General features: G+C 66.9%; 18 protein-coding genes and 1 riboswitch. Of the genes, 8 read left to right on the forward strand and 10 right to left on the reverse strand.

Going from position 1 to position 18,780, the window contains the following annotated elements; genetic code table 11:
- The first annotated feature begins 20 nt into the window (after positions 1-20).
- The gene (locus tag AC1DRE_RS10170) at positions 21-569 is read left to right on the forward strand and encodes a low molecular weight protein-tyrosine-phosphatase (protein ID WP_476984509.1); all 549 of its coding nucleotides are present in this window, start codon (positions 21-23) and stop codon (positions 567-569) included.
- Entirely contained in the window at positions 566-2,614 is a 2,049-nt protein-coding gene (pabB, locus tag AC1DRE_RS10175) for an aminodeoxychorismate synthase component I (protein WP_476984510.1), read from the forward strand. Before AC1DRE_RS10170 ends, pabB begins: the two co-directional genes overlap by 4 nt.
- A gap of 7 nt (positions 2,615-2,621) precedes the next feature.
- On the opposite strand, the gene cls is transcribed toward pabB, so the two are convergent.
- Positions 2,622-4,097 (reverse strand): cardiolipin synthase, encoded by a 1,476-nt coding sequence (gene cls, locus AC1DRE_RS10180; protein ID WP_476984511.1) that lies wholly within the window; start codon positions 4,095-4,097, stop codon positions 2,622-2,624.
- A gap of 148 nt (positions 4,098-4,245) precedes the next feature.
- On the opposite strand from cls, the gene AC1DRE_RS10185 reads away from it, so the two are divergent.
- Entirely contained in the window at positions 4,246-5,190 is a 945-nt protein-coding gene (locus AC1DRE_RS10185) for an aminodeoxychorismate lyase (protein WP_476984512.1), read from the forward strand.
- Between the two features lie 50 nt (positions 5,191-5,240).
- Here AC1DRE_RS10185 and AC1DRE_RS10190 read toward each other — a convergent pair whose 3' ends face one another.
- Positions 5,241-5,825, reverse strand: a complete 585-nt coding sequence (locus AC1DRE_RS10190) for a DinB family protein (RefSeq protein WP_476984513.1) — start codon at positions 5,823-5,825, stop codon at positions 5,241-5,243.
- A gap of 153 nt (positions 5,826-5,978) precedes the next feature.
- Between AC1DRE_RS10190 and AC1DRE_RS10195 the strand changes: the two genes are divergently transcribed.
- A complete protein-coding gene (locus AC1DRE_RS10195; protein WP_476984514.1) occupies positions 5,979-6,494 on the forward strand; it encodes a GNAT family N-acetyltransferase in 516 nt (171 codons plus the stop codon).
- A 64-nt stretch (positions 6,495-6,558) separates the two neighbouring features.
- Here AC1DRE_RS10195 and AC1DRE_RS10200 read toward each other — a convergent pair whose 3' ends face one another.
- From AC1DRE_RS10200 to AC1DRE_RS10215, 4 genes are all read right to left on the reverse strand, one after another.
- Complete coding sequence (locus tag AC1DRE_RS10200) at positions 6,559-7,608, reverse strand: EAL domain-containing protein (RefSeq protein WP_476984515.1); 1,050 nt, start codon at positions 7,606-7,608, stop codon at positions 6,559-6,561.
- Positions 7,609-7,860: 252 nt separating this feature from the next.
- Positions 7,861-8,895: a PLP-dependent cysteine synthase family protein gene (locus tag AC1DRE_RS10205; RefSeq protein ID WP_476984516.1), complete on the reverse strand. Its 1,035-nt coding sequence runs from the start codon at positions 8,893-8,895 to the stop codon at positions 7,861-7,863.
- A 2-nt stretch (positions 8,896-8,897) separates the two neighbouring features.
- A complete protein-coding gene (locus AC1DRE_RS10210; RefSeq protein ID WP_476984517.1) occupies positions 8,898-10,484 on the reverse strand; it encodes an aromatic amino acid ammonia-lyase in 1,587 nt (528 codons plus the stop codon).
- 4 nt (positions 10,485-10,488) lie between these two features.
- Positions 10,489-11,784 carry an NtaA/DmoA family FMN-dependent monooxygenase gene (locus AC1DRE_RS10215; RefSeq protein ID WP_476984518.1) on the reverse strand — a complete coding sequence of 432 codons (1,296 nt, stop codon included), beginning with the start codon at positions 11,782-11,784 and terminating at the stop codon, positions 10,489-10,491.
- Positions 11,785-12,027: 243 nt separating this feature from the next.
- Positions 12,028-12,143, forward strand: a riboswitch (SAM riboswitch).
- A 13-nt stretch (positions 12,144-12,156) separates the two neighbouring features.
- Here AC1DRE_RS10215 and AC1DRE_RS10220 point away from each other — a divergent pair.
- The 4 genes from AC1DRE_RS10220 to AC1DRE_RS10235 are packed head-to-tail and all read left to right on the forward strand — an operon-like array spanning position 12,157 to position 14,685.
- Positions 12,157-12,489, forward strand: a complete 333-nt coding sequence (locus AC1DRE_RS10220) for a DUF1737 domain-containing protein (protein ID WP_476984519.1) — start codon at positions 12,157-12,159, stop codon at positions 12,487-12,489.
- The gene (locus AC1DRE_RS10225; RefSeq protein ID WP_476984520.1) at positions 12,486-12,896 is read left to right on the forward strand and encodes a rhodanese-like domain-containing protein; all 411 of its coding nucleotides are present in this window, start codon (positions 12,486-12,488) and stop codon (positions 12,894-12,896) included. The genes AC1DRE_RS10220 and AC1DRE_RS10225 overlap by 4 nt, the downstream gene beginning before the upstream one ends.
- On the forward strand, positions 12,897-14,105 hold the full coding sequence (locus tag AC1DRE_RS10230; RefSeq protein WP_476984521.1) for an O-succinylhomoserine sulfhydrylase: 1,209 nt from the start codon (positions 12,897-12,899) through the stop codon (positions 14,103-14,105).
- 1 nt (position 14,106) lies between these two features.
- Positions 14,107-14,685: a methyltransferase family protein gene (locus AC1DRE_RS10235; RefSeq protein ID WP_476984522.1), complete on the forward strand. Its 579-nt coding sequence runs from the start codon at positions 14,107-14,109 to the stop codon at positions 14,683-14,685.
- A gap of 263 nt (positions 14,686-14,948) precedes the next feature.
- On the opposite strand, the gene AC1DRE_RS10240 is transcribed toward AC1DRE_RS10235, so the two are convergent.
- From AC1DRE_RS10240 to AC1DRE_RS10255, 4 genes are all read right to left on the reverse strand, one after another.
- Positions 14,949-15,341 (reverse strand): nuclear transport factor 2 family protein, encoded by a 393-nt coding sequence (locus tag AC1DRE_RS10240; protein ID WP_476984523.1) that lies wholly within the window; start codon positions 15,339-15,341, stop codon positions 14,949-14,951.
- A gap of 99 nt (positions 15,342-15,440) precedes the next feature.
- Complete coding sequence (locus AC1DRE_RS10245; protein ID WP_476984524.1) at positions 15,441-15,764, reverse strand: hypothetical protein; 324 nt, start codon at positions 15,762-15,764, stop codon at positions 15,441-15,443.
- Positions 15,765-15,791: 27 nt separating this feature from the next.
- A complete protein-coding gene (locus AC1DRE_RS10250) occupies positions 15,792-17,042 on the reverse strand; it encodes a glutamate--cysteine ligase 2 (protein ID WP_476984525.1) in 1,251 nt (416 codons plus the stop codon).
- 102 nt (positions 17,043-17,144) lie between these two features.
- Entirely contained in the window at positions 17,145-18,668 is a 1,524-nt protein-coding gene (locus AC1DRE_RS10255; RefSeq protein WP_476984526.1) for a UDP-N-acetylglucosamine 1-carboxyvinyltransferase, read from the reverse strand.
- Between the last annotated feature and the right edge of the window lie 112 nt (positions 18,669-18,780).

Here is an 18,780-nt window from a genome sequence, read left to right on the forward strand (position 1 = left end):
CCATCCCCCATGCTTGCTCCATGTCCTCAATGTCGAGCCCATACCGGATCATCGCGGTCTGCACCGGAAATATCTGCCGGTCCCCGATGGCCGAGCTGATGCTGGCCGAGGCCTTCGCAGCAGCGGGGCTCGCCGGCGACGTCGTCGTGGATTCAGCCGGCACCACCGCCTACGAGGCCGGCCGCCCCATCGATCCCCGGGCCGCCCGCAAGCTCGCCGCCCACCAACTCGCCTCCAGCGGGCACATTGCGCGGGAGTGGAGGCCCGAGTGGTTCCGTGACCGCCACCTGATTCTGGCCCTCGACGTGGACCATTACGGCTGGTTACGGGCCACCGCCCCTGACGGCGAAGCGCTGGCGCGGATCCGGATGCTGCGCAGCTTCGATCCGGCTGTGGCGGGCCGGGACCTCCTGGACCAGGGCATCGAGGACCCCTGGTACGGCGGTCATGCGGACTTTGACGTCACCTGGGACCTCATCAGGGCCGCCGTTCCCGGCATCGTGGAGCATGTCCGCCGGGAAGTGCTGCAACAGAACCAGTCCGGCCAGCAGGTACGCTCTATTTCATGACCCCTGCACCCGTGATCATTGCCATCGATGGCCGGTCCGGCGCAGGAAAAACCACCCTCGCCATCGAGCTTGCCGCCCGGCTGCGGGAGCACCACAAGGTGTCGCTGTTCCATCTGGAGGACGTCTACCCGGGCTGGAACGGGCTGGCGGCGGGCATCGAGCGGTACGTCACCACCGTGCTGGCCCCGCTGAGCCGCGGGGAGGCTGCCGAATGGGTCAGCTGGGACTGGGAGATGCACTACGACGGCCCGGCGCGCACCACCCTGCCGGCGGAGATCGTCATCGTGGAGGGTGTGGGCGCCGCGGCGGATTCCGCCCGTCCGATGCTGGACGCTGTCATCTGGGCGGAGTCCTCCGACGACGACCGCCGCACCCGGGCCCTGGCCCGTGACGGCAGCACGTACGAACCATTCTGGGACCACTGGGCAGCGCAGGAGGAGGAGTGGCTTGCTGCGGATACGGTGCCCGAAAACGCCGATATCCGGGTCCTCAACAGGGCCGACGGCACGGCCCCGGACGACGTCCTCCTGGCACTGCAGTACCTTCCCGCGCTCGCCCCCGCGCTGCTGCCCGAGCTCTCCGTGCGGCGCGGCCTCCAGCTCCATGCCGAGCGGCTGGACTGTGTCCCTGACGCCGCCCGGCTCTTCGCTGCCCTCTACGGCCGCTCGCCGAATGCCGTGTGGCTGGACTCTTCCCTCCGGACCGACGGTACAGCCGCCGAGCGCAGCCGCTTCAGCATACTGGCGGACGACGGCGGCAGCTACGGCCAGGACGTCCGGCACCGATCCGGCGTGACCCGGCTGACCACCGGCACCGCCACGGTTGAGACTGCCGGACCGTTCTTCCGCTGGCTCGACAGCGTGTGGGGCCGCCGCGCCGTCCGCGCGCCCGAGGGCTACGACTGCGAATTCACCTTGGGCTGGCTGGGCTACCTCGGCTACGAGCTCAAGCGCGAAACGGGCGGCAGCGACGTCCCCTCCAGCACCCCGGACGCCGCCATGATCTTCGCCGGCCGTGCCGTGGTCCTTGACCACCTCGAGGAAAGCGCCTGGCTCCTCGCCTTGGAGGCACCCGACGCCCCGGAGTGGCTGGCGCTCGCCCGCTCGGCGGTCACGGCGGCCGCGGGCGCGGCAAGCACCGCCGCCGCAAGCACCGCCGTCGGAATCGGCAGCATCGCAGCCCCTGCCTTCACGGGCCGCGACACGGAGCACGCTTACAAGGCCAAAATCGCCGACGCCCAGCATGAGATCGCCGAGGGAAACACGTACGAAGTCTGCCTGACCACGGCCGTCCGTGCCGATGTTGAGGGCCCGGAGGGGCTGGATCCTTGGCAGGCGTATCTGGCCCTGCGCCGCAAGAACCCGGCGCCGTTTGCCAGCTACCTGCGGTTCGGCGAGCTCACCGTGGCCAGCACGTCCCCGGAGCGGTTCCTGAAAATAGCGGCCGACGGCGGCATGCGCGCCGAGCCGATCAAGGGCACCCGGCCCCGGGCCGCGGACCCTGCCGGCGACCAGCAGCTGCGGCGGGACCTGGAGTCCTCCCCCAAGGACCGGGCCGAGAACATCATGATCGTGGACCTGCTCCGCAACGACCTGAGCCACTTCGCCGTGGCCGGATCTGTGACGGTCAGCAGGCTCTGCGCCATCGAAAGCTATGCCACGGTCCACCAGATGGTCAGCACCATTGACGCGAAGCTGAAGCCCGGGCTGCCGCGTGCTGAAGCTGTTGCCGCATGCTTTCCCGCCGGATCCATGACCGGGGCGCCGAAGATCAGCACCATGGCCATCCTGGACCGGCTCGAAGGGGAGCCGCGCGGGGTCTATTCGGGCGCCATCGGCTACTTTTCGCTGAACGGGGCCATGGACACGGCCGTGGCCATCAGGACCCTGGTGATCCGCGCAGACGGGGCCGGCGGCGCTGAACTGAGCCTCGGCATCGGCGGCGCCATCACGGCGGATTCCTCGCCCCAGGAGGAGTACGACGAAATCCGGACCAAGGCCTTCGGCGTCCTCTCCGCACTGGGCGCAGGCTTCCCCGAAAGCTGACGCCCGCTTACTGCAGGGTGGCGGTGAGCCGGGCGACGTTGTCCACGTACTTGACCGCCATGGGCCGCTTCATCCAGTCCTCGAGCGTCAGTTCGCGGGAGATGTCCCGGTAGGTGTCCTCCACGGCACGCATTTTGGCCACGATGTCCGCGCCCAGGAGCATCACCGAAACCTCCAGGTTGAGCGAGAAGGACCTCATGTCCATGTTGCTGGAGCCCAGGACGGCCACTTCGTCGTCGATGGTGAAATGCTTCGCGTGCAGTACAAACGGCGCCTTGTACAGGTAGATCCGCACGCCTGCTTCCAGCAGGGCCTCGTAGTAGGACTGCTGCGCGTGGTGGACCAGGAACTGGTCCCCCTTTTCCGAGACGAAAAGTTCGACGTCGACGCCGCGTTGCGCCGCCGTCGTCACCGCGTAGAGCAGCGAATCGTCCGGGACGAAGTACGGGCTGCAGATGGAGATCTTGTGCTGGGCGGAGTAGATGAGCGTGTTGAACAGGCGCAGGTTGTTCTCGGTGATGAAGCCGGGGCCGCTGGGCACGGCCTGGGCAGTGACCCTGCCCGGCGCCATTTCGGGCCGGTGCTCCAGCTGGTCTTCGAGCGACTCGTCCGTCTCACTTAGCCAGTCGGTGGCGAAGACGACGTTGAGTGTGGTGACGATGGGCCCGCGCAGGCAGGCCATGAGCTCCACCCATTCGCGCCCCACCTTGCGGTGCCGGGGGTTGTTGTAGGAGGGCTCGATCAGGTTCTGCGAGCCCGTGAAGGCGATTTCGCCGTCGATCACCATGATCTTGCGGTGGTTGCGCAGGTCCGGGCGGCGCCACTGGCCGTGTACCGGGCGCAGCGGCAGCATGGGCCGCCACTGGATCTTGCTCGCCTTGAGGCGCCGGATGAGTTTCCGGTAGCCCTTGATACGGAGGGTGCCGAGGTGGTCGAAGAGGACCCGGACCTGCACTCCGCGCTCGGCGGCTTCCTCCAGCGCGCCGAAGAGGTCATCGGTGATGTGGTCCGTGCTCATGATGTAGAACTCGGCGTTGACGAACGTCTTCGCCTCACGCACGGCGGCGGCCATGGCTTTGATGGAGTCCGGGTACCCGGGCAGCAGCTCCACGCTGTTGCCGTCCACCATGGGCAGGGAGCCCAGGGTCTTGTTCAGCTCCGCCGCCGAGGCCACCCATTCCGGGCCGCTGTAGCGGCTTTCGACGGCGGCCAGCTGGGACGTGCCGGCCCGGACGCGCTTGTTCACGGCATCCTGCTGTGCCCGGCGCTTGCGTGAGAGCTTGAAGTTTCCGAACAGCAGGAACAGGATCAGGCCCAGGGCCGGCACGAAGAAGATGCCCAGCAACCACGCCATGGCGGTGGTGGGGCGCCGGTTGCCGGGAATGATTCCCAGCGCCAGCACCCGGATGACCAGGTCAAGAATGCTCAGCGCCAGCACGAGCCAGTAAGGCGCGGTGCCCGCCAGCGGAAACGGCCACAACACAGGCTAGACCCCCACGGTTCCTCACCCGCAGGACCGGTTCCGGAACGGGCGTTCAGCCCAGCCTATCCCGCACACGCACGGAACGCCGTTGGGCTCTGTGGCTGCCAGCCGCCGGGCCGGCATCCCGGGCCGACGCTAAGCTGGAAGCATGACTCCTGCTGCCCCGGCCATCGTGCTGGTATTCCTTGACCCCCGGTTCGACGATGGCCGGATCGCCGATGCTTCGCAGCCGCAGCTGATGGCCACCGACCAGGGCGCCACCCGCGGCGACGGCGTCTTTGAATCCATGCTGGCCGTGGGCGGAACCCCGCGTAAACTCGACGCCCATTTGAAGCGCCTGGAAGGTTCCGCCGTGGCGATGGACCTGCAGATTCCTGAAGGGGACGCCTGGCGCCGCGCCATTGGGACGGCGGTTCGCGAGTACCGTTCCCAGCACCCGGCCGGCACGCCGGAGGAGGACGAGGTGGTGGTGAAGCTGATCTGCACCCGTGGCACCGAAGGCACGTCAACGCCCACGTGCTGGGTGCAGGCATCGCCCGTTCCGGCGGCAGGAAGGCGCCAGCGGGAGACCGGAATCGACGTCATCCTGCTGGACCGCGGCTACGACAGCGAGGTGGGCGAACGGGCGCCGTGGCTGCTCCTCGGCGCCAAGACGCTCTCCTACGCCGTGAACATGGCGGCCCTGCGCTACGCCCACAAGCAGGGGGCGGACGACGTCATCTTCACATCATCCGACGGCCGGGTCCTCGAAGGCCCCACGTCCACGGTCCTGCTCGCGCACCTTGACACGTCCGACGACGGCGCCGGCGGCACCCGCACGATACGCCGCCTCATCACCCCGCAGCTGGACAGCGGCATCCTCCCGGGCACGTCGCAGGGCGCGCTGTTCGCTGCCGCGAAGGCGGCGGGCTGGGAACTCGGGTACGGCCCGCTGGAACCCCGGGACCTTTTTGATGCCGACGCCGTGTGGCTGATTTCGAGCATCCGGCTGCTGGCTCCCGTGAACCACATCGACGGCAAAGAAATCGGTACGCCCGCACTGCGCAAGCAGCTGACCGCCGAGCTCAACGAGCTCTTCGCCACGATCGGGTAGTGCCCCCCGGACGCTCTCTCACTTTTCGTCGGGTTATTCCTGACGCTCTCTCACATTTCGTCGGCTGCCGCGCGGGCAGCTGCCTCGATCCGGGCCCGGTGGGCGGCCCATTCCTGGGGAGCCCGCGTGGTCAGGTTGGGGTCCCCGGGCCGCTGTCCTGCTGATCCGTCGATGAGCTCGCGGAGGATGTCCGCGTGGCCAAGGTGCTGGGCAGTTTCGGCGCACATGTGAACCAGGATCTGGTGCAGGGTCACGTGCCGCCGTTCCTCCGGCCACCACGGCACGGAACCCGCGGCGTCCAAGGGCAGCGCCTCAATGGTGGCGTCGCTGTGCTCAGCGGAGAACCGGTGGAGTTCCACGATCTGTTCCCGGGTCTCCCCCGGGGTGGCCCACATGTCGGCATCGGGCTCTGCGTCATCGTCCAGCCACGGCAGCGCCTTGGGGGCGGGGCGCCCGAAGACCTCGCCAAAGTATCCGAGTTCCACGCTGGCCACATGCTTGACCAGGCCCAACAGATTGGTGCCGGTCGGCGTCAGCGGCCTGCGGGTGTCGTACTCATCCAGCCCGTCGAGCTTCCCCAGGAGGTCGTCGCGCCGGGTGCGAAGGTAACGGTGCAGAATTGCCTTGTCATCCATAGCCGGCACTATACAGACGCTCTCTCACATCCTGCACGAATTTCCCCAACGCTCTCTCACTTCCTGCACGGTTTACACAGACGCTCTCTCACTTGATCCCGGGAAAGGTCGTCGGATCCGTTCATCGCGGTCTAATCCTGATTAAATGGCGTGATGATTCGAAGGGCACACCGCGGAGACCTCACCACCATGCAGGCCATCGAAGTCAGCGCAGGGGACCTCTTCCGCGGTCTCGGCATGGACTCCGTCGCCGACGACGCACCCTTGAGTTCCGAAGGGCTGGCAGCCTACGCGGATGCGGGTCTGTCTTGGGTTGCCACGGACAGTTCCGACCGTCCGGTGGCCTACATCCTGGTGCGTGAGGTGGACGGGTGGGCCCACATCGAGCAGGTCTCGGTCCATGCCCTTCATACCCGCAAACAGCTCGGCCAAGCCCTCATCGAGAAAGCAGGACGCTGGGCGGCCGGGGTCGGCCTCCCAGGGCTCACCTTGACCACCTTTGCGGATGTGCCTTGGAACGGACCGTATTACTCACGCCTGGGCTTTGAGCCGGTTCCGGAGGACCGGTGGTCAGCGGGGCTGTGTGAGATCGTGGCCGAAGAAGCTGCCCACGGTTTGGATGCCTGGCCCCGCGTTGTCATGAAACGGCCGTTCTTCGGCGCCGACTAACCCGCAGAAACTGAGAGAGCGTCCCGTTTCGGACCACAGAAACTGAGAGAGCGTCCCGTTTGGGTTAGGTTGCCGGGCCGGCGGATCCCGAAATGGATGCCTCGTGCTCGGCCGGGGTCCGCCAGGCGGCCCAGTCGAGCGGCTGGACCGACGGGCGGCCCAGCAGGTAGCCCTGCCCGGCGGTCATCCCGAGTTCCTTGACCGCGTCGAGCTCGGCCTGGGTTTCGATTCCTTCCGCCACCAGGTCCGCGCCGATCTGCCGGGCGAACTCGACCATGGCCGCGCCAAGGGTCTTTTGGCCCGCGCCTTGGTCGATCCCCGCGATGAGGTTGCGGTCGAGCTTGATGATGTCCGGGCTGAGGTGCGTGACCTGGCTCATCGAGCCGAAACCCGCGCCTGCACCGTCAACAGCTACCCGGAGACCAAGCATCCGAAGGGGTGCCAGGGCGGCCACTACGGGATCGTATTCGTCCTCGGCAAGGCGTTCCGTCAGCTCGATGACGATCCGGTCAACGGCCAGCTGGGACTGCTCCACGAACGCCCGGAGCCGGGGGTCAAGGCAGGTGGCAGGCGACAGGTTCAGCGCGACGTACACGTTCTCCGGCAGCTGTTCCGCTGCGACCAGCGCGGCCTGCAGGGCAGCGAATTCAAGGTCCGGGCCGAGGCCCACAGCTGCGGCTTCGTTGAACCAGTGATCCGCGCTGGCGCCGTCGTCGCTGACAAAGCGGGTCAGCGCTTCAACGCCGATGACGTTACGGCTGGAAAGCTCGTGGATGGGCTGGAACGCGGTGAGGAGCATCCTGTCGCCGAGGATGGCCTCAATGCGGCGCCGGCTCCGCCGGGTGAACAGCACGGTGGTGCCGTAATCCTCATCGGGCGTCGGCAGATCCGGGCTGGGCAGGTTGGCCTCGGGCAGCTCGGAAGCGTCAGACGGCTCCTCCGTGATGCTCCTGGTAGCAATCAAGTGTTCCAGGAGGGCGCGCTCGGGGTTCCCCGGGTGCGATTCCATCTGGCTGCGCAACTGCTCGCGCGCCCATTCGCTCTGCGGTGTGGCGTCATCCAGTACAGACTCGATGATGTCCCACGCCTGTCCGCGGATCGTCGGATCATTCACGTCCGATGGCGGGATCGACTCGTGTCCCCGGAATCCAGTCGATGCTTCATCGGTCAATGCTGGAAAAGAAGTCTCATCCATTGACATTGGCTATTCCTTTATAAGTGCTGGTCCCGGCTGAGCCCGGGACCCGTCCGTGACCACACCGCATACTTATTCGAGGATGCGGGAACCGCGAACGTTTCAAAAGCGTACAACGAGACGGGCTGTCTGTCTCTAGCTGTATCCGAGTCGTAATGCTAAGCAGGCGAGCTATTCCTCCACGAATTCCGCGGCCAGATGGATGTGGTTATCGGCCAGCCACACCGGGTTGAACGCCTTGCTCAGGTAGTTGCTCCCGGCGTCGGGGGCTATGGCCACCACCACCGAACCGTGCGGTGCGGCGAGCGCAACCCTCATGGCAGCCGCAACGGCAAGCCCTGACGACGGGCCAAGGGACAGTCCCTCCTCGTTCAGCAGCCGGTGCTCGGTGGTGTACACCTCGTTGTTGGGAACGCGCAGGAAACGGTCCACGATGCTGCGGTCGAAGATCTTGGGCCACTCGGCTTCCGGCCAGGAATTTCCCACACCGTCCACCAGGATCTCGCCGGGGTGGCCGCCGCTGTACACCGAGCCGACAGGATCCGCGGCGATCACCTCAACATGGCCACCCGTCTTTTCCTTCAGGTACCGGCCGTTCCCGCTGATGGTGCCGCCGGTGCCGATTCCGGCCACGAAGTGCGTTATTTTGCCGGACGTCTGCTCCCAGATCTCCGGTGCTGTCCCTTCGTAGTGGGCCAGCGGGTTGGCGGGGTTGTCGAACTGCTGCGGCCGCCACGCACCGGGAAGGTCGGCCGTGATCCGTGCCGCGACGGTCCGTGCGTTCTCGGGTGACTCCGCCGGTGCGGCCCAGTCCGTCACCACCACCTTGGCTCCGTAGCGGTACAGCGCCGCGAGTTTTTCGGATGAGATGGTGTCCCCGGTGACCACGACGACGGGATGTCCCGTCAGCGCGCCGATCAGCGCCAGCCCGATCCCGGTGTTGCCCGAGGTGCTCTCCACAATGGTGGCCCCCGGCCGGAGTTCGCCGCTGCGCTCAGCGGCGCGGACCATGCTCAGTGCCGTCCGGTCCTTGATGGAGCCGCCCGGATTGTCGGATTCGAGTTTGACGTAGACGGTGCTGCCGAGGCCCTTGCTCAGGACGTTCAGCGGCACGAGTGGTGTGTTTCCCACCTGCGCGAGGACGGCCGCGGCATCCGCCGCAACATCAGCGTCTTGAACCGCGTGCCTGCCTGTCATTGTGCTCATGGCTACCTTTCCGCCCCGCCGTTATGGTCACCGTTCAGGGCACGGCCCAGCACGCTGCCTACGGCGCCGTTCAGTTCGATGCGCGCCTCTTCCACCAGCGCCGCCGCCGGCAACTGCCGGGCCAGCAGGCCCGAAAGGCGCTCGACGACGAGGCCCGTCCCCTTTCCCAGCGGCCGCACCGCCCGCGCTTCGGCCCCGCCCAGCAGATACGCGGCCGTGAGCGCCTCGATGGCGAGAAGCTTTTCAGCAGCGTCCACGGAGCGCTCCAGGAGTTGGAGGGCCAGCGGAGCCAGCGTTGAGTGGTCTTCCACATCCGCGGACAACGTGGGCGCCCCGAGAGTCGCCGGCGCAGCGAGGACCTTGAGCTCGGACAGCAGGCCCGCCGCCGAGTACCAGAGCAGTCCAGGCAGCTCTTCGGGTTCCAGCGCGGCTCCGTTCCTGGCGGCCTCGAGGTGACGCTGGCGGATGCGCCGCTGCGGCGGGTAGAGCTTGGCGATCCGCCGTTCGCTGCTGATTCCCAGATGGGCCAGCCCGAGGCGCAGGCCTTCGAACGCCAGCGCAAGCTGCATGGGCTGGAAGTTCCCGCCGGACACCATCTGCCCCGAGCCGACATCGGCGAGCGGGTTGTCGCCCCGACCGTTGAGCTCCACCTCCAGAGCGTCCTCCAAGGCGGTAACCTGCCACCGGAAAGCTCCGTGGGTCTGGGGTGCGGCCCGGAAGGAGAGCGCGTCCTGCACTGACGCCTCCCGCGTCGGGTCCTCCAGCCATCCGCCCCGGAGCAGCCGCCGGACATTGCCTGCCGTGACCGTCTGGCCGTCCACCGCCTTGGCCGCCTGCACCGCCGGCGAAAACGGGCTGAGGTTGCCGCCGCCGTCGTGCCTTGCCGTCGCCTCAAGCGACAGCGCAAGCGCGGTGTCCGCGAGATCGGCGAGCCGCAGGATCCGGTGCAGCACCAGAGCGCCCACCCCGATCGAATAGGAGTTGGAGCTGACCAGGGCCAGGGCCTCGCCGGGCGCCAGTTCCAGCGGCACCAGGCCGGCGTCCGCAAGGGCCTGCCCGCCGGGCACCAGCTTCCCGTCCGGCGCCACCGACTGGCCTTCCCCGATGGCGACGGCGGCCACGGCGGCGAGATGGGTCAGGTCGGCCGAGCCCACGGACCCGTCGCGCGGGATGGCGGGGACCACTCCCCTGTTCAGCATTTCGGCATAGAAGCGGGCAGTTTCGGGCCGGACGCCGGAGCCGCCGCGGCTGAAGCCCAGGAGCCGTGCCAGCATGACGGCCCGGACCTCGTCGCGGTCCAGGGGGTCACCCACGCCGCTGTTGTGGTACCGCACCACCTGCACCTGGTAGGCAAGGATCGATTTGTCCTCTACAGCGGTGTCACGCCCGGAACCCAGCAAGGTGTTGAGGCCGTAGACGCGGTGGCCGGACTCGATGGCCTGCTGCACCACCTCACGCGAGAGCCCGATCAGCTCCAGTGCGTCCGTACTCAGGACGAATTTCACCGCCGGATCGGCCGCTGCCTCCGCGACGTCCCTGGCGCGCAGGTGGGCCGTGCCGATCAGGAAGTTGCCGCTGCCGTTGCCCATGGGACTAGAAGTCCAGCAGGTTCCGGCGGAAGCCGCCGTCGCCATAGCTTGTTCGGAGCAGCCCCCGGCGCCGCAGCACCGGTGCCAGGCGGTCCAGCACCCCGTGAACCGTGGCCGGGTCCACGAAACCGGAAAACAGGAAACCGTCCCCGCCCACCTGCGCCCCGGTCTCCTCGAGGTAGTCCGCAATGTCTTCGGCGGTGCCGATGATGCTGTCCCCGGCGCCGCCGCTGCGGGCCTGCAGGAGCTGGCGCAGCGTGGACCCGGGCGGACCGGCCTTGGCGAAATGGTCCAGGGTGCCCTGGTTGCTGTTCGTGGCGAGTTCGGGCAGTGGGGCGTCGAGGTCGAACTGCTTGAAGTCGATCACCGAGAGGTAGGAGATGGAATTCAGCTGGCTGTCAATGTCGCGCTGCGTGAGCTGCCGCCGCTGCTCCCGCAGCTCATCAGCTTCGGCGCGGGATCCCACCACGGTGGGTTTGAGGACGTAGAGCACCTTGACGTCGTCGGCGTTCCGCCCGGCCGCGGCTGCCTCGCCGCGGATCGAATCGCGGTAGGCCTTCATGCCGTCCACACCCCTCGCCAGGGCAATGGCGACGTCGGCGTTGCCGCCCGCGAACGCCTTGCCCCTCGGGGACGCGCCGGCCTGGACCAGCACCGGCTCCTCGGGCAGCGGCGCGGTGTTCAGCGGCCCCCGGACCTTGAAGAACTCGCCGTCATGGTTGATCGGGTGGACCTTCGTGTGGTCCGCGAAGACGCCCGCTTCCGCGTCCTCCAGGATGGCGTCCGGCTCCCAACTGCGCCAGAGCCGGCGCACCACGTCCACGAATTCCTCCGCCTTCTCGTAGCGGAGGTCATGCTCGATCTGCTGGTCCAGGCCGTAATTCTGCGCGGCAAGATCGCTGCCGGAGGTCACCACGTTCCAGCCCAGCTGCCCGTTGGAGAAGTGCTGCAGGGTCGCCAGCAGCCGCGCAGCTGTGAACGGCGGGTAGAAGGACGCGCTCACCGTGGGAACAATGCCGAGGTGCTCCGTGGCGGAGAGCAGGTACGGAACGAGGGCCAGCGGATCGTGCTTGGGTGCGAAGGACGCCTGGGCCAGCGACACCTTGGCGCTCCCGCCGTAGGTGTCCGGCACGGTAAGTGAATCCTCGATGATGAACAGGTCGAGCCCTGCCCGTTCGAATTCCCGCACGGCGTGCTGGTAGAGCGCCGGCTTTTTCCAGTCGTAACCGATGCCGTAACCGGGAGTGCCCCAGCCCTGGACACCAAATCCGTGACCCACAAACCAACCGAAGTGCAGCATGGGACTGACTGTATTCCCGTTGGATCTGTTCACGGCTGCCTGATTTCATCCGGCGTTACAGCGGTTCATCTCCCGTCATTATCCTCCCCGCACCGGCATTTGTAACCGCAACACGGGGTCACGTACAGGCCGCAAGTGACCCCCAATAGGCTCCGGGTTGACTGCTCATTGCGCGTGGTCCCGTTACGGAAGATGACGACGACGGCGGTGCAGGCGGCCGTCGTAAGTGTTACGTTTTTGGGGAGTAATGAGAACCGGTGGCAAGCCCTGACTGGCCGGTCGGCAACCCTCCCTTTCGCGGCGGGGTGCCTCAGGTGAATACTCGGCATATCGACCAATTCGAGCTGCAAGCGTGAGAGAAGGAGACCCGTCGTGTCTGACGCCCCCGCCCAACTGGTTCCGGCCGCCGCCCCGGCTGCCGCCCAGGACCAACCCCAGGAAAAGCTGGCGTACCGGCTGATCACCGGCCCCGATGACCGCACCTTCTGCGAGCGCATCTCCGCCGCACTGTCCGAAGGCTACGTCCTCCACGGGAGCCCGGCGGCCACCTTCAACGGCACGAGCGTGATCGTGGCGCAGGCAGTGATCCTGCCCGCGGCCATCGCCGCCGCCGACGCCGCTGTGGCAACCGCGGTGGACGAGCTCGACTTCGACGCCGACCTCGACGCCGACTTCCCCGGCGACGCTTTCGAGGGGCACGCGTGAGCTACGCCGGAGACCTGAGCCCCCAGGACGCCTGGGCCAAACTGGAACAGGGCGCCGTCCTGGTGGATGTCCGCACCGAGGGTGAATGGGCGCACATCGGCATCCCGGACACCAAGGCCACGGAAAACGATCCCCTTTTTATCCAGTGGACTTTCCCGGGCGGGATCCCCAACCCGGAATTCATCGACCAGCTGAAGCAGCAGGCCCCGGAGGACACCGGCGTCGAACTGGTATTCCTCTGCCGTTCCGGCGCCCGGTCGGTCGCCGCCGCAATCGCCGCCACGCAGGCCGGCTTCACCGCCTACAACGTCCTTGAAGGCTTCGAAGGCGAACCGGACCGTTGGGGCGAGCGCACCGTCAACGGCTGGAAGAACCGCGGCCTGCCCACCAACCTCGGAAAGAACTAAGTGACCTTCAACCCCGACGCCGCCGGCTGGAGCCCCGACACCCAGGCTGTCCGCGGCGGCCTTGACCGCACCAATTTCCAGGAAACCACCGAGCCGATCTTCCTTAACTCCGGCTTCGTGTACGAATCCGCGGCAGCTGCCGAGCGCGCCTTCACGGGCGAGGACGAACGGTTCGTCTACTCCCGCTACGGCAACCCGTCGGTGGCCACCTTCCAGGAGCGCCTCCGGCTGCTCGAGGGCACCGAGGCGTGCTTCGCGACGGCGTCCGGCATGTCCGCCGTGTTCACGGCACTTGGCGCCTTGCTCGCCGCCGGCGACCGGGTTGTGGCTGCACGCTCGCTGTTCGGCTCGTGTTTCGTCATCCTTAACGAGATCCTGCCGCGGTGGGGCGTGGAAACGGTGTTCGTCGACGGACCGGACCTGGACCAGTGGCGGGCCGCCTTGGCAGAGCCGACGACCGCCGTGTTCTTCGAGTCACCGTCCAACCCCATGCAGGAGATCGTGGACATCGCCGCGGTCAGCGAACTGGCGCATGCGGCAGGAGCAACAGTGGTGGTCGACAATGTGTTCGCCACTCCCCTGCTCCAGCGCTGCGGTGACCTCGGCGCCGACGTGGTGGTGTACTCCGGCACCAAGCACATTGACGGCCAAGGCCGGGTCCTGGGCGGCGCCATCCTGGGCACCAAGGAGTTCATCGACGGCCCGGTCAAGCAGCTCATGCGCCACACCGGACCGGCACTTTCCGCATTCAACGCCTGGGTACTGACCAAGGGCCTGGAAACCATGGCGCTGCGCGTCAACCACTCCTCGGCCACGGCGCTCCGCTTGGCCGAATGGCTTGAGGACCAGCCCGCCGTCAGCTGGGTCAAGTACCCGCTGCTGAAGTCACACCCGCAGTACGAGCTGGCAGCAAAGCAGATGAAAGCCGGTGGAACCGTGCTGACGCTGGAGCTGTCGCCGTCCGCAGGCCGTACGGCGAAAGAGGCCGCCTTCGCGCTGCTCGACTCCCTGCGGATCATCGACATCTCCAACAACCTCGGCGATGCGAAGTCGCTCATCACCCACCCCGCCACCACCACCCACCGTGCCATGGGGCCGGAAGGCCGTGCGGCCATCGGGCTGAGCGACGGCGTGGTCCGGCTCTCGGTAGGACTCGAGGATGTTGACGACCTGATCCGGGACCTGGAACAGGCACTGAAGCAGATCTAGCGTGTCCTGGCGGACGCTCGCCTCGAATGTTCCGCTGCCGGAGCAGAACCTGCTGGGCATAGCAGCCGGCCTGCTGCTGCAGCGCGTACTGCCTTTGCCCTTGGGCGGCGGGACAAACCGCGTTGCGCCGGGCACCGAGTGGCCGGGCATGCGGCGGCCACACGCCGGCGGGCAGCGCCTTGCCGGTCAGCAGGTCATTGGCCTCGGCGCCATGGCAGCGGGGTGCTTCGTAATCGGCTGGTCCTGGGCGGCCGCCCGCGGGACGCGCCTGGCGGACCCCGGCGTGCTGGTCACCTCAGGACCCTATGCCCTCTGCCGCAACCCCATGTACGTCGGCTGGTCCCTCCTTCACCTGGGGATCGGCCTGATGCGGGATGAGGCGTGGACCATAGCCGCCCTCGCGTTTTCGGCCGCCGTCCACCGGCAGGTACTCCGTGAGGAGTCGCTACTGGCGAACAAGTTCGGCGACAGGTTCAGGTGCTACGAGCGCTCCGTGCCACGCTACATTCCAGCGTTTGCCAGCCGTGGGCGAGGATGGTGTCGATCAGCTGGGCCAGCTCGGGTACATCGTTCGGGGTGACTTCAGGTCTCGGGCAAACAGAGTGTTCACTACGTGTACATTCCCGAACCGCCGCCGAGGCCTCGCCCGCCCCGGCATGTCCCGGCGGCTACAGGCCGAATGCGGAGGGCAGCCGCGGCGGCGTCCTCCGTTTCGGCGTCGCCTTTCCTGACGGGCGGAAGACCACGACTTCCCAGCTGCACGCTGGAATGTTTGACGGATCAGAGACGGTAGCGGGGCCGGTCCTGATGATGGCAGGCGGCGGTGGGACCCGTCATGGGAGGCTATGCCCAGAATGCGTCGCCCTTGGCGGTGTCCTGGAAGAACTCCCGTCCCTCGGTGATCTTGCCGCCAGCCACCCGGAATGCGATGACGCCGTCCTGGTCCAGGGCCCGGCCGCCGTTCTCTGCCTGGTTGTGTTGCACCGCAACAGTGTTGGTTTCCCCGCCGATGATCTCCTCAACTGTCACCTTCAGGTTGCCTCCTGAACGGGCACCGAGTTCGCCGAAATAGGCCAGGATAGCGTCGCGGCCCTCCTTCTTTCCGGACAGCACGCCGTCTCCGGCGACGTGCCAGACTGCGTCCTCCGCGAATATTTCACCAAGGGTTCCCATGTCACCTGCGCTGAATGCCTCGTATCCGCGCCGGACCAGTTCAACATTCTCCTGGCTTCCCATTTCGGGCACCTCTCCGTCATCATCGCCGGGTAATTCCCGGACGGACTAAGGCTATTCCCAGCCAATATCCTTGTCGATGGATCCCGGAAACAGCAGTGCCTAGGTGTCGAGCTCCCAGTGGATGCGGATGGCATCGGCAATGGGCGCGGCGGCGACATCCACTCTGAAGGCCACTGGCGCGGTTCCGGTCTCTTCTATAACGGTGTCGTGGTAGACGCGGCCGCAGGCGGGGCACAGGGTGTAGAGGTCCTCGTCCTCCGGCCACGCGGCCAGTCCTGCAGGCACTGGCGTGTCCCCGCCAAGGTGGACCGGCATGCCGTCGGAGTTGGCCTGGATCAGTCCTTCATCGCCCACAGTGTTTCCGCATACGCAGGTGATGGTGGTGACATCATGGCCGGTGACTTGGGCGAATTCGGTTTCCATGGCGGGCTCCGGGGTTGTAGGAACTGATCACGACTGCCGAACGCGTAACAGAACCGGCGCGGGCCCGCGCGCGTTGATGTCTTCGGCCCTGCGCATGGTGACTTCCACCGAGTGCGCCACGACGGCGGCCAGCGCGGCGGCGGCATCAGAAGCTCCTGCGAGGCCGTCCTGCATGGCACGGCGCTGCTGTTCCGAACCGGTCCCGCGGTCCAGGATCCTGCGCACGCCGTTCCGGGCCAGTTCCAGTTCGCCCTGTTCCGCCAGGACCGGCGCCACGAAGTCCACCAGCGCCTCCACCACTTCCTCGGCCGGAGCCGGGCGGAACGTGCCGAAATCGAGCAGTTCACCGCGAAGCCCGCAATTGCTGGCCTGCCACGCCGCCATTCGCAGGAGCACGGTGGGGACAGGGGCGGGGTCAACTCCGGCCCGCCATTCCCTGCTGGCCGACTCGACCAGGCCGCGCACCAGGACGGCGATCAGCGCAGCGTCCTCGGCTTCCAGGCAGACGTCGGCCACACGGACCTCCACCGTGGGGTGGTTGCGGGACAGCCGCGCGTCAAAATAGATCATCCCCTCGTCCAGCAACACCCCGCTGTCCAGCAGCCGGGTGACCACGCGCCGGTACATGGAGTGCGTGCCGAAGATCTGGGACGGGCCCGACGTCGGCCACCGGTTCCAGGCCTGCGTGCGGTAGCTCTCGAAGCCGGTCTCCACGCCGTTCCAGAATGGCGAGTTCGCGCTGAGCGCAGTCAGCACTGCCAGCTTGTCCCTGATCCGGTCAAGGACAGCCACGCCTTCCTCGGGCGACTCGATGAACGTGTGAACGTGGAACCCGCAGGTCAGCTGCTCGTGGACCGTGAGCCCGAACCGCTCCTGCATGGTGGCGTAGCGCGGGTTCGGCGTGGTGTGCGTCGTGGAGGCAATCGGCGATGTTGCCAGCGCGGCCACCCGTGCGCTGTGTTTCTTGGCGGCGCGGTCGGCCAGTCCCCGGCCCTCGCGGATCTGGTGGAGCAGCTCCGCGTAGTCGAGGCACGGCCGCGTCTGCGTCTCGATCTGCTCAAGTTTCAGCTCGGCAGTCAGCCCGGTGGCGTCGTCGTCATTCGTTGAGTCATTCGTTGAGTCGTTCGTTGCGTCATGCGGGTCTGGAATCCTCGGCTTGTCCGGGGAATCGTCGGCGGCGAGCTTCCGCCCTGTCAGGAGGGCGTCCGCCAGCGCCAGCGGCTCCCCGGTCACGGGGTCCACGATCAGCAGCTCTTCCTCAACCCCGAAAGTTCGCATGCATACATTGTGCGCCCGTGACGCCGCGTTAGACAGGTTCCGCAACGGAAGCCCTTGAACGGACGGGCACGCCCTGGGACGCGCTGCGTCCCAGGGCGGACGTCAGTCCTGGAAGTATTCGATCTTCGCCCCGATGGTGTTGAGCCGCTCGGCCAGATCCTCGTACCCGCGCTCGATCACGTAGATGTTGCGCAGCTCAGACACTCCCCGGGCCGCCAGCATCGCCAGCAGGATGCACGCCGCCGGGCGCAGGGCAGGCGGGCAGCCCACCTCCGCGGCACGCCACCGCGTGGGTCCGTTCACGTAGATCCGGTGCGGATCCAGCAACTGGACGCGGGCTCCCAGCTTGTTCAGCTCAGTCAGGTAGATCGCGCGATTCTCGTAGACCCAGTCGTGGATCATCGTCTGGCCTTCGGCGTTGGCGGCAATGACGGCAAAGAACGGCAGGTTATCGATGTTCAGGCCGGGAAACGGCATCGGGTGGATCTTGTCCGCGGGGGCATGCAGGGCGGAAGGCTTCGTGGTGACGTCCACCAGCCGGGTGCGCCCGTTGCGGGCAAAGTACTCCCCGGAGATCTCCAGTTCCTGGCCCATCTGTTCCAGGGTGGCGAGTTCGATTTCCATGAACTCGATGGGGACACGGCGGACGGTGACCTCAGAATTGGTGACGATACCGGCGGTGATGAGGCTCATCGCTTCGATGGGGTCCTCGGACGGGAAGTATTCGATGTCGACGTCGACGGACGGCTGCCCGGTGATCTTCAGGGTGGTGGTCCCCACCCCCTCGATCACAACGCCCAGCCGCTGCAGATAGAAGCAGAGGTCCTGGACCATGTAGTTGGGGCTGGCGTTGCGGATGACCGTGGTTCCGCGGCGGTGCGCAGCGGCCATGATCGCGTTTTCGGTGACCGTGTCACCGCGTTCGCTGAGCACGAAGGTGCGGTTGTCGCCGTCGGCCGGCGGAGCCTGTACGGAATAGAAGCCGGACTTGGCTTCTACCGAAAGGCCGAACTGGCGAAGAGCCTGCATGTGCGGCTCCACAGTTCGGGTGCCCAGGTCACAGCCGCCCGCGTACGGAAGGCGGTACTCTGCCGACTCGTCCAGGAGCGGCCCCAGCAGCATGATGACGCTGCGGGTGCGCCGGGCGGCCTCCACGTCCATGGAATCAAGGTCCAGGACGGCGGGGCGGCGGAGCTGCAGGTCGTTGGCGTTGAGCCATGTGCACTCGACACCGATGCTGGTCAGCACCTCGACAATCCGGTTCACTTCCTCGATCCGGGCCAGCCGCCGCAGCGTGGTGGTGCCGCGGTTGATGAGGCTTGCACAGAGCAGCGCCACGCCGGCGTTCTTGCTGCTGTTGACGTCCACGGAACCGGAGAGGGTGCGGCCGCCCTCCACCCGAAGATGTGTCATCTGCGGCCGGCCGACCTTGACGATGCTGCGGCCCACAATGGCCTCAAGCCGCTGGATCATTTTCAGGCTGAGGTTCTGCTTGCCCTGTTCCATCCGGGCGATGGCGCTCTGGCTGGTTCCCAGCTCGGCCGCCAGCTGCCCCTGGGTCCAGCCTTTCTCGCCGCGGGCATCGCGGAGCAGCAGGCCTACGTGTTCAGCAGTCTCTTGAGTCATACGACGAAAATATCACGCATGAGCTATTCGGCCATGCGAATCGCCGGAAAATGCATTTGAACTCACGAAATATCCACTTCGTGCGATATGTGCGGGGTCGAACGCACAACGG

Source organism: Arthrobacter sp. P4_H3, from assembly GCF_056400885.1.

Bases quoted from the DNA above. Each gene is read 5' to 3' on its own strand.
- AC1DRE_RS10170 (WP_476984509.1), top strand. From the start codon at position 21: ATGTCCTCAATGTCGAGCCCATACCGGATCATCGCGGTCTGCACCGGA.
- pabB (WP_476984510.1), top strand. From the start codon at position 566: ATGACCCCTGCACCCGTGATCATTGCCATCGATGGCCGGTCCGGCGCA.
- AC1DRE_RS10185 (WP_476984512.1), top strand. From the start codon at position 4,246: ATGACTCCTGCTGCCCCGGCCATCGTGCTGGTATTCCTTGACCCCCGG.
- AC1DRE_RS10190 (WP_476984513.1), bottom strand. From the start codon at position 5,825: ATGGATGACAAGGCAATTCTGCACCGTTACCTTCGCACCCGGCGCGAC.
- AC1DRE_RS10195 (WP_476984514.1), top strand. From the start codon at position 5,979: ATGATTCGAAGGGCACACCGCGGAGACCTCACCACCATGCAGGCCATC.
- AC1DRE_RS10205 (WP_476984516.1), bottom strand. From the start codon at position 8,895: ATGAGCACAATGACAGGCAGGCACGCGGTTCAAGACGCTGATGTTGCG.
- AC1DRE_RS10210 (WP_476984517.1), bottom strand. From the start codon at position 10,484: ATGGGCAACGGCAGCGGCAACTTCCTGATCGGCACGGCCCACCTGCGC.
- AC1DRE_RS10215 (WP_476984518.1), bottom strand. From the start codon at position 11,784: ATGCTGCACTTCGGTTGGTTTGTGGGTCACGGATTTGGTGTCCAGGGC.
- AC1DRE_RS10240 (WP_476984523.1), bottom strand. From the start codon at position 15,341: ATGGGAAGCCAGGAGAATGTTGAACTGGTCCGGCGCGGATACGAGGCA.
- AC1DRE_RS10245 (WP_476984524.1), bottom strand. From the start codon at position 15,764: ATGGAAACCGAATTCGCCCAAGTCACCGGCCATGATGTCACCACCATC.
- AC1DRE_RS10250 (WP_476984525.1), bottom strand. From the start codon at position 17,042: ATGCGAACTTTCGGGGTTGAGGAAGAGCTGCTGATCGTGGACCCCGTG.
- AC1DRE_RS10255 (WP_476984526.1), bottom strand. From the start codon at position 18,668: ATGACTCAAGAGACTGCTGAACACGTAGGCCTGCTGCTCCGCGATGCC.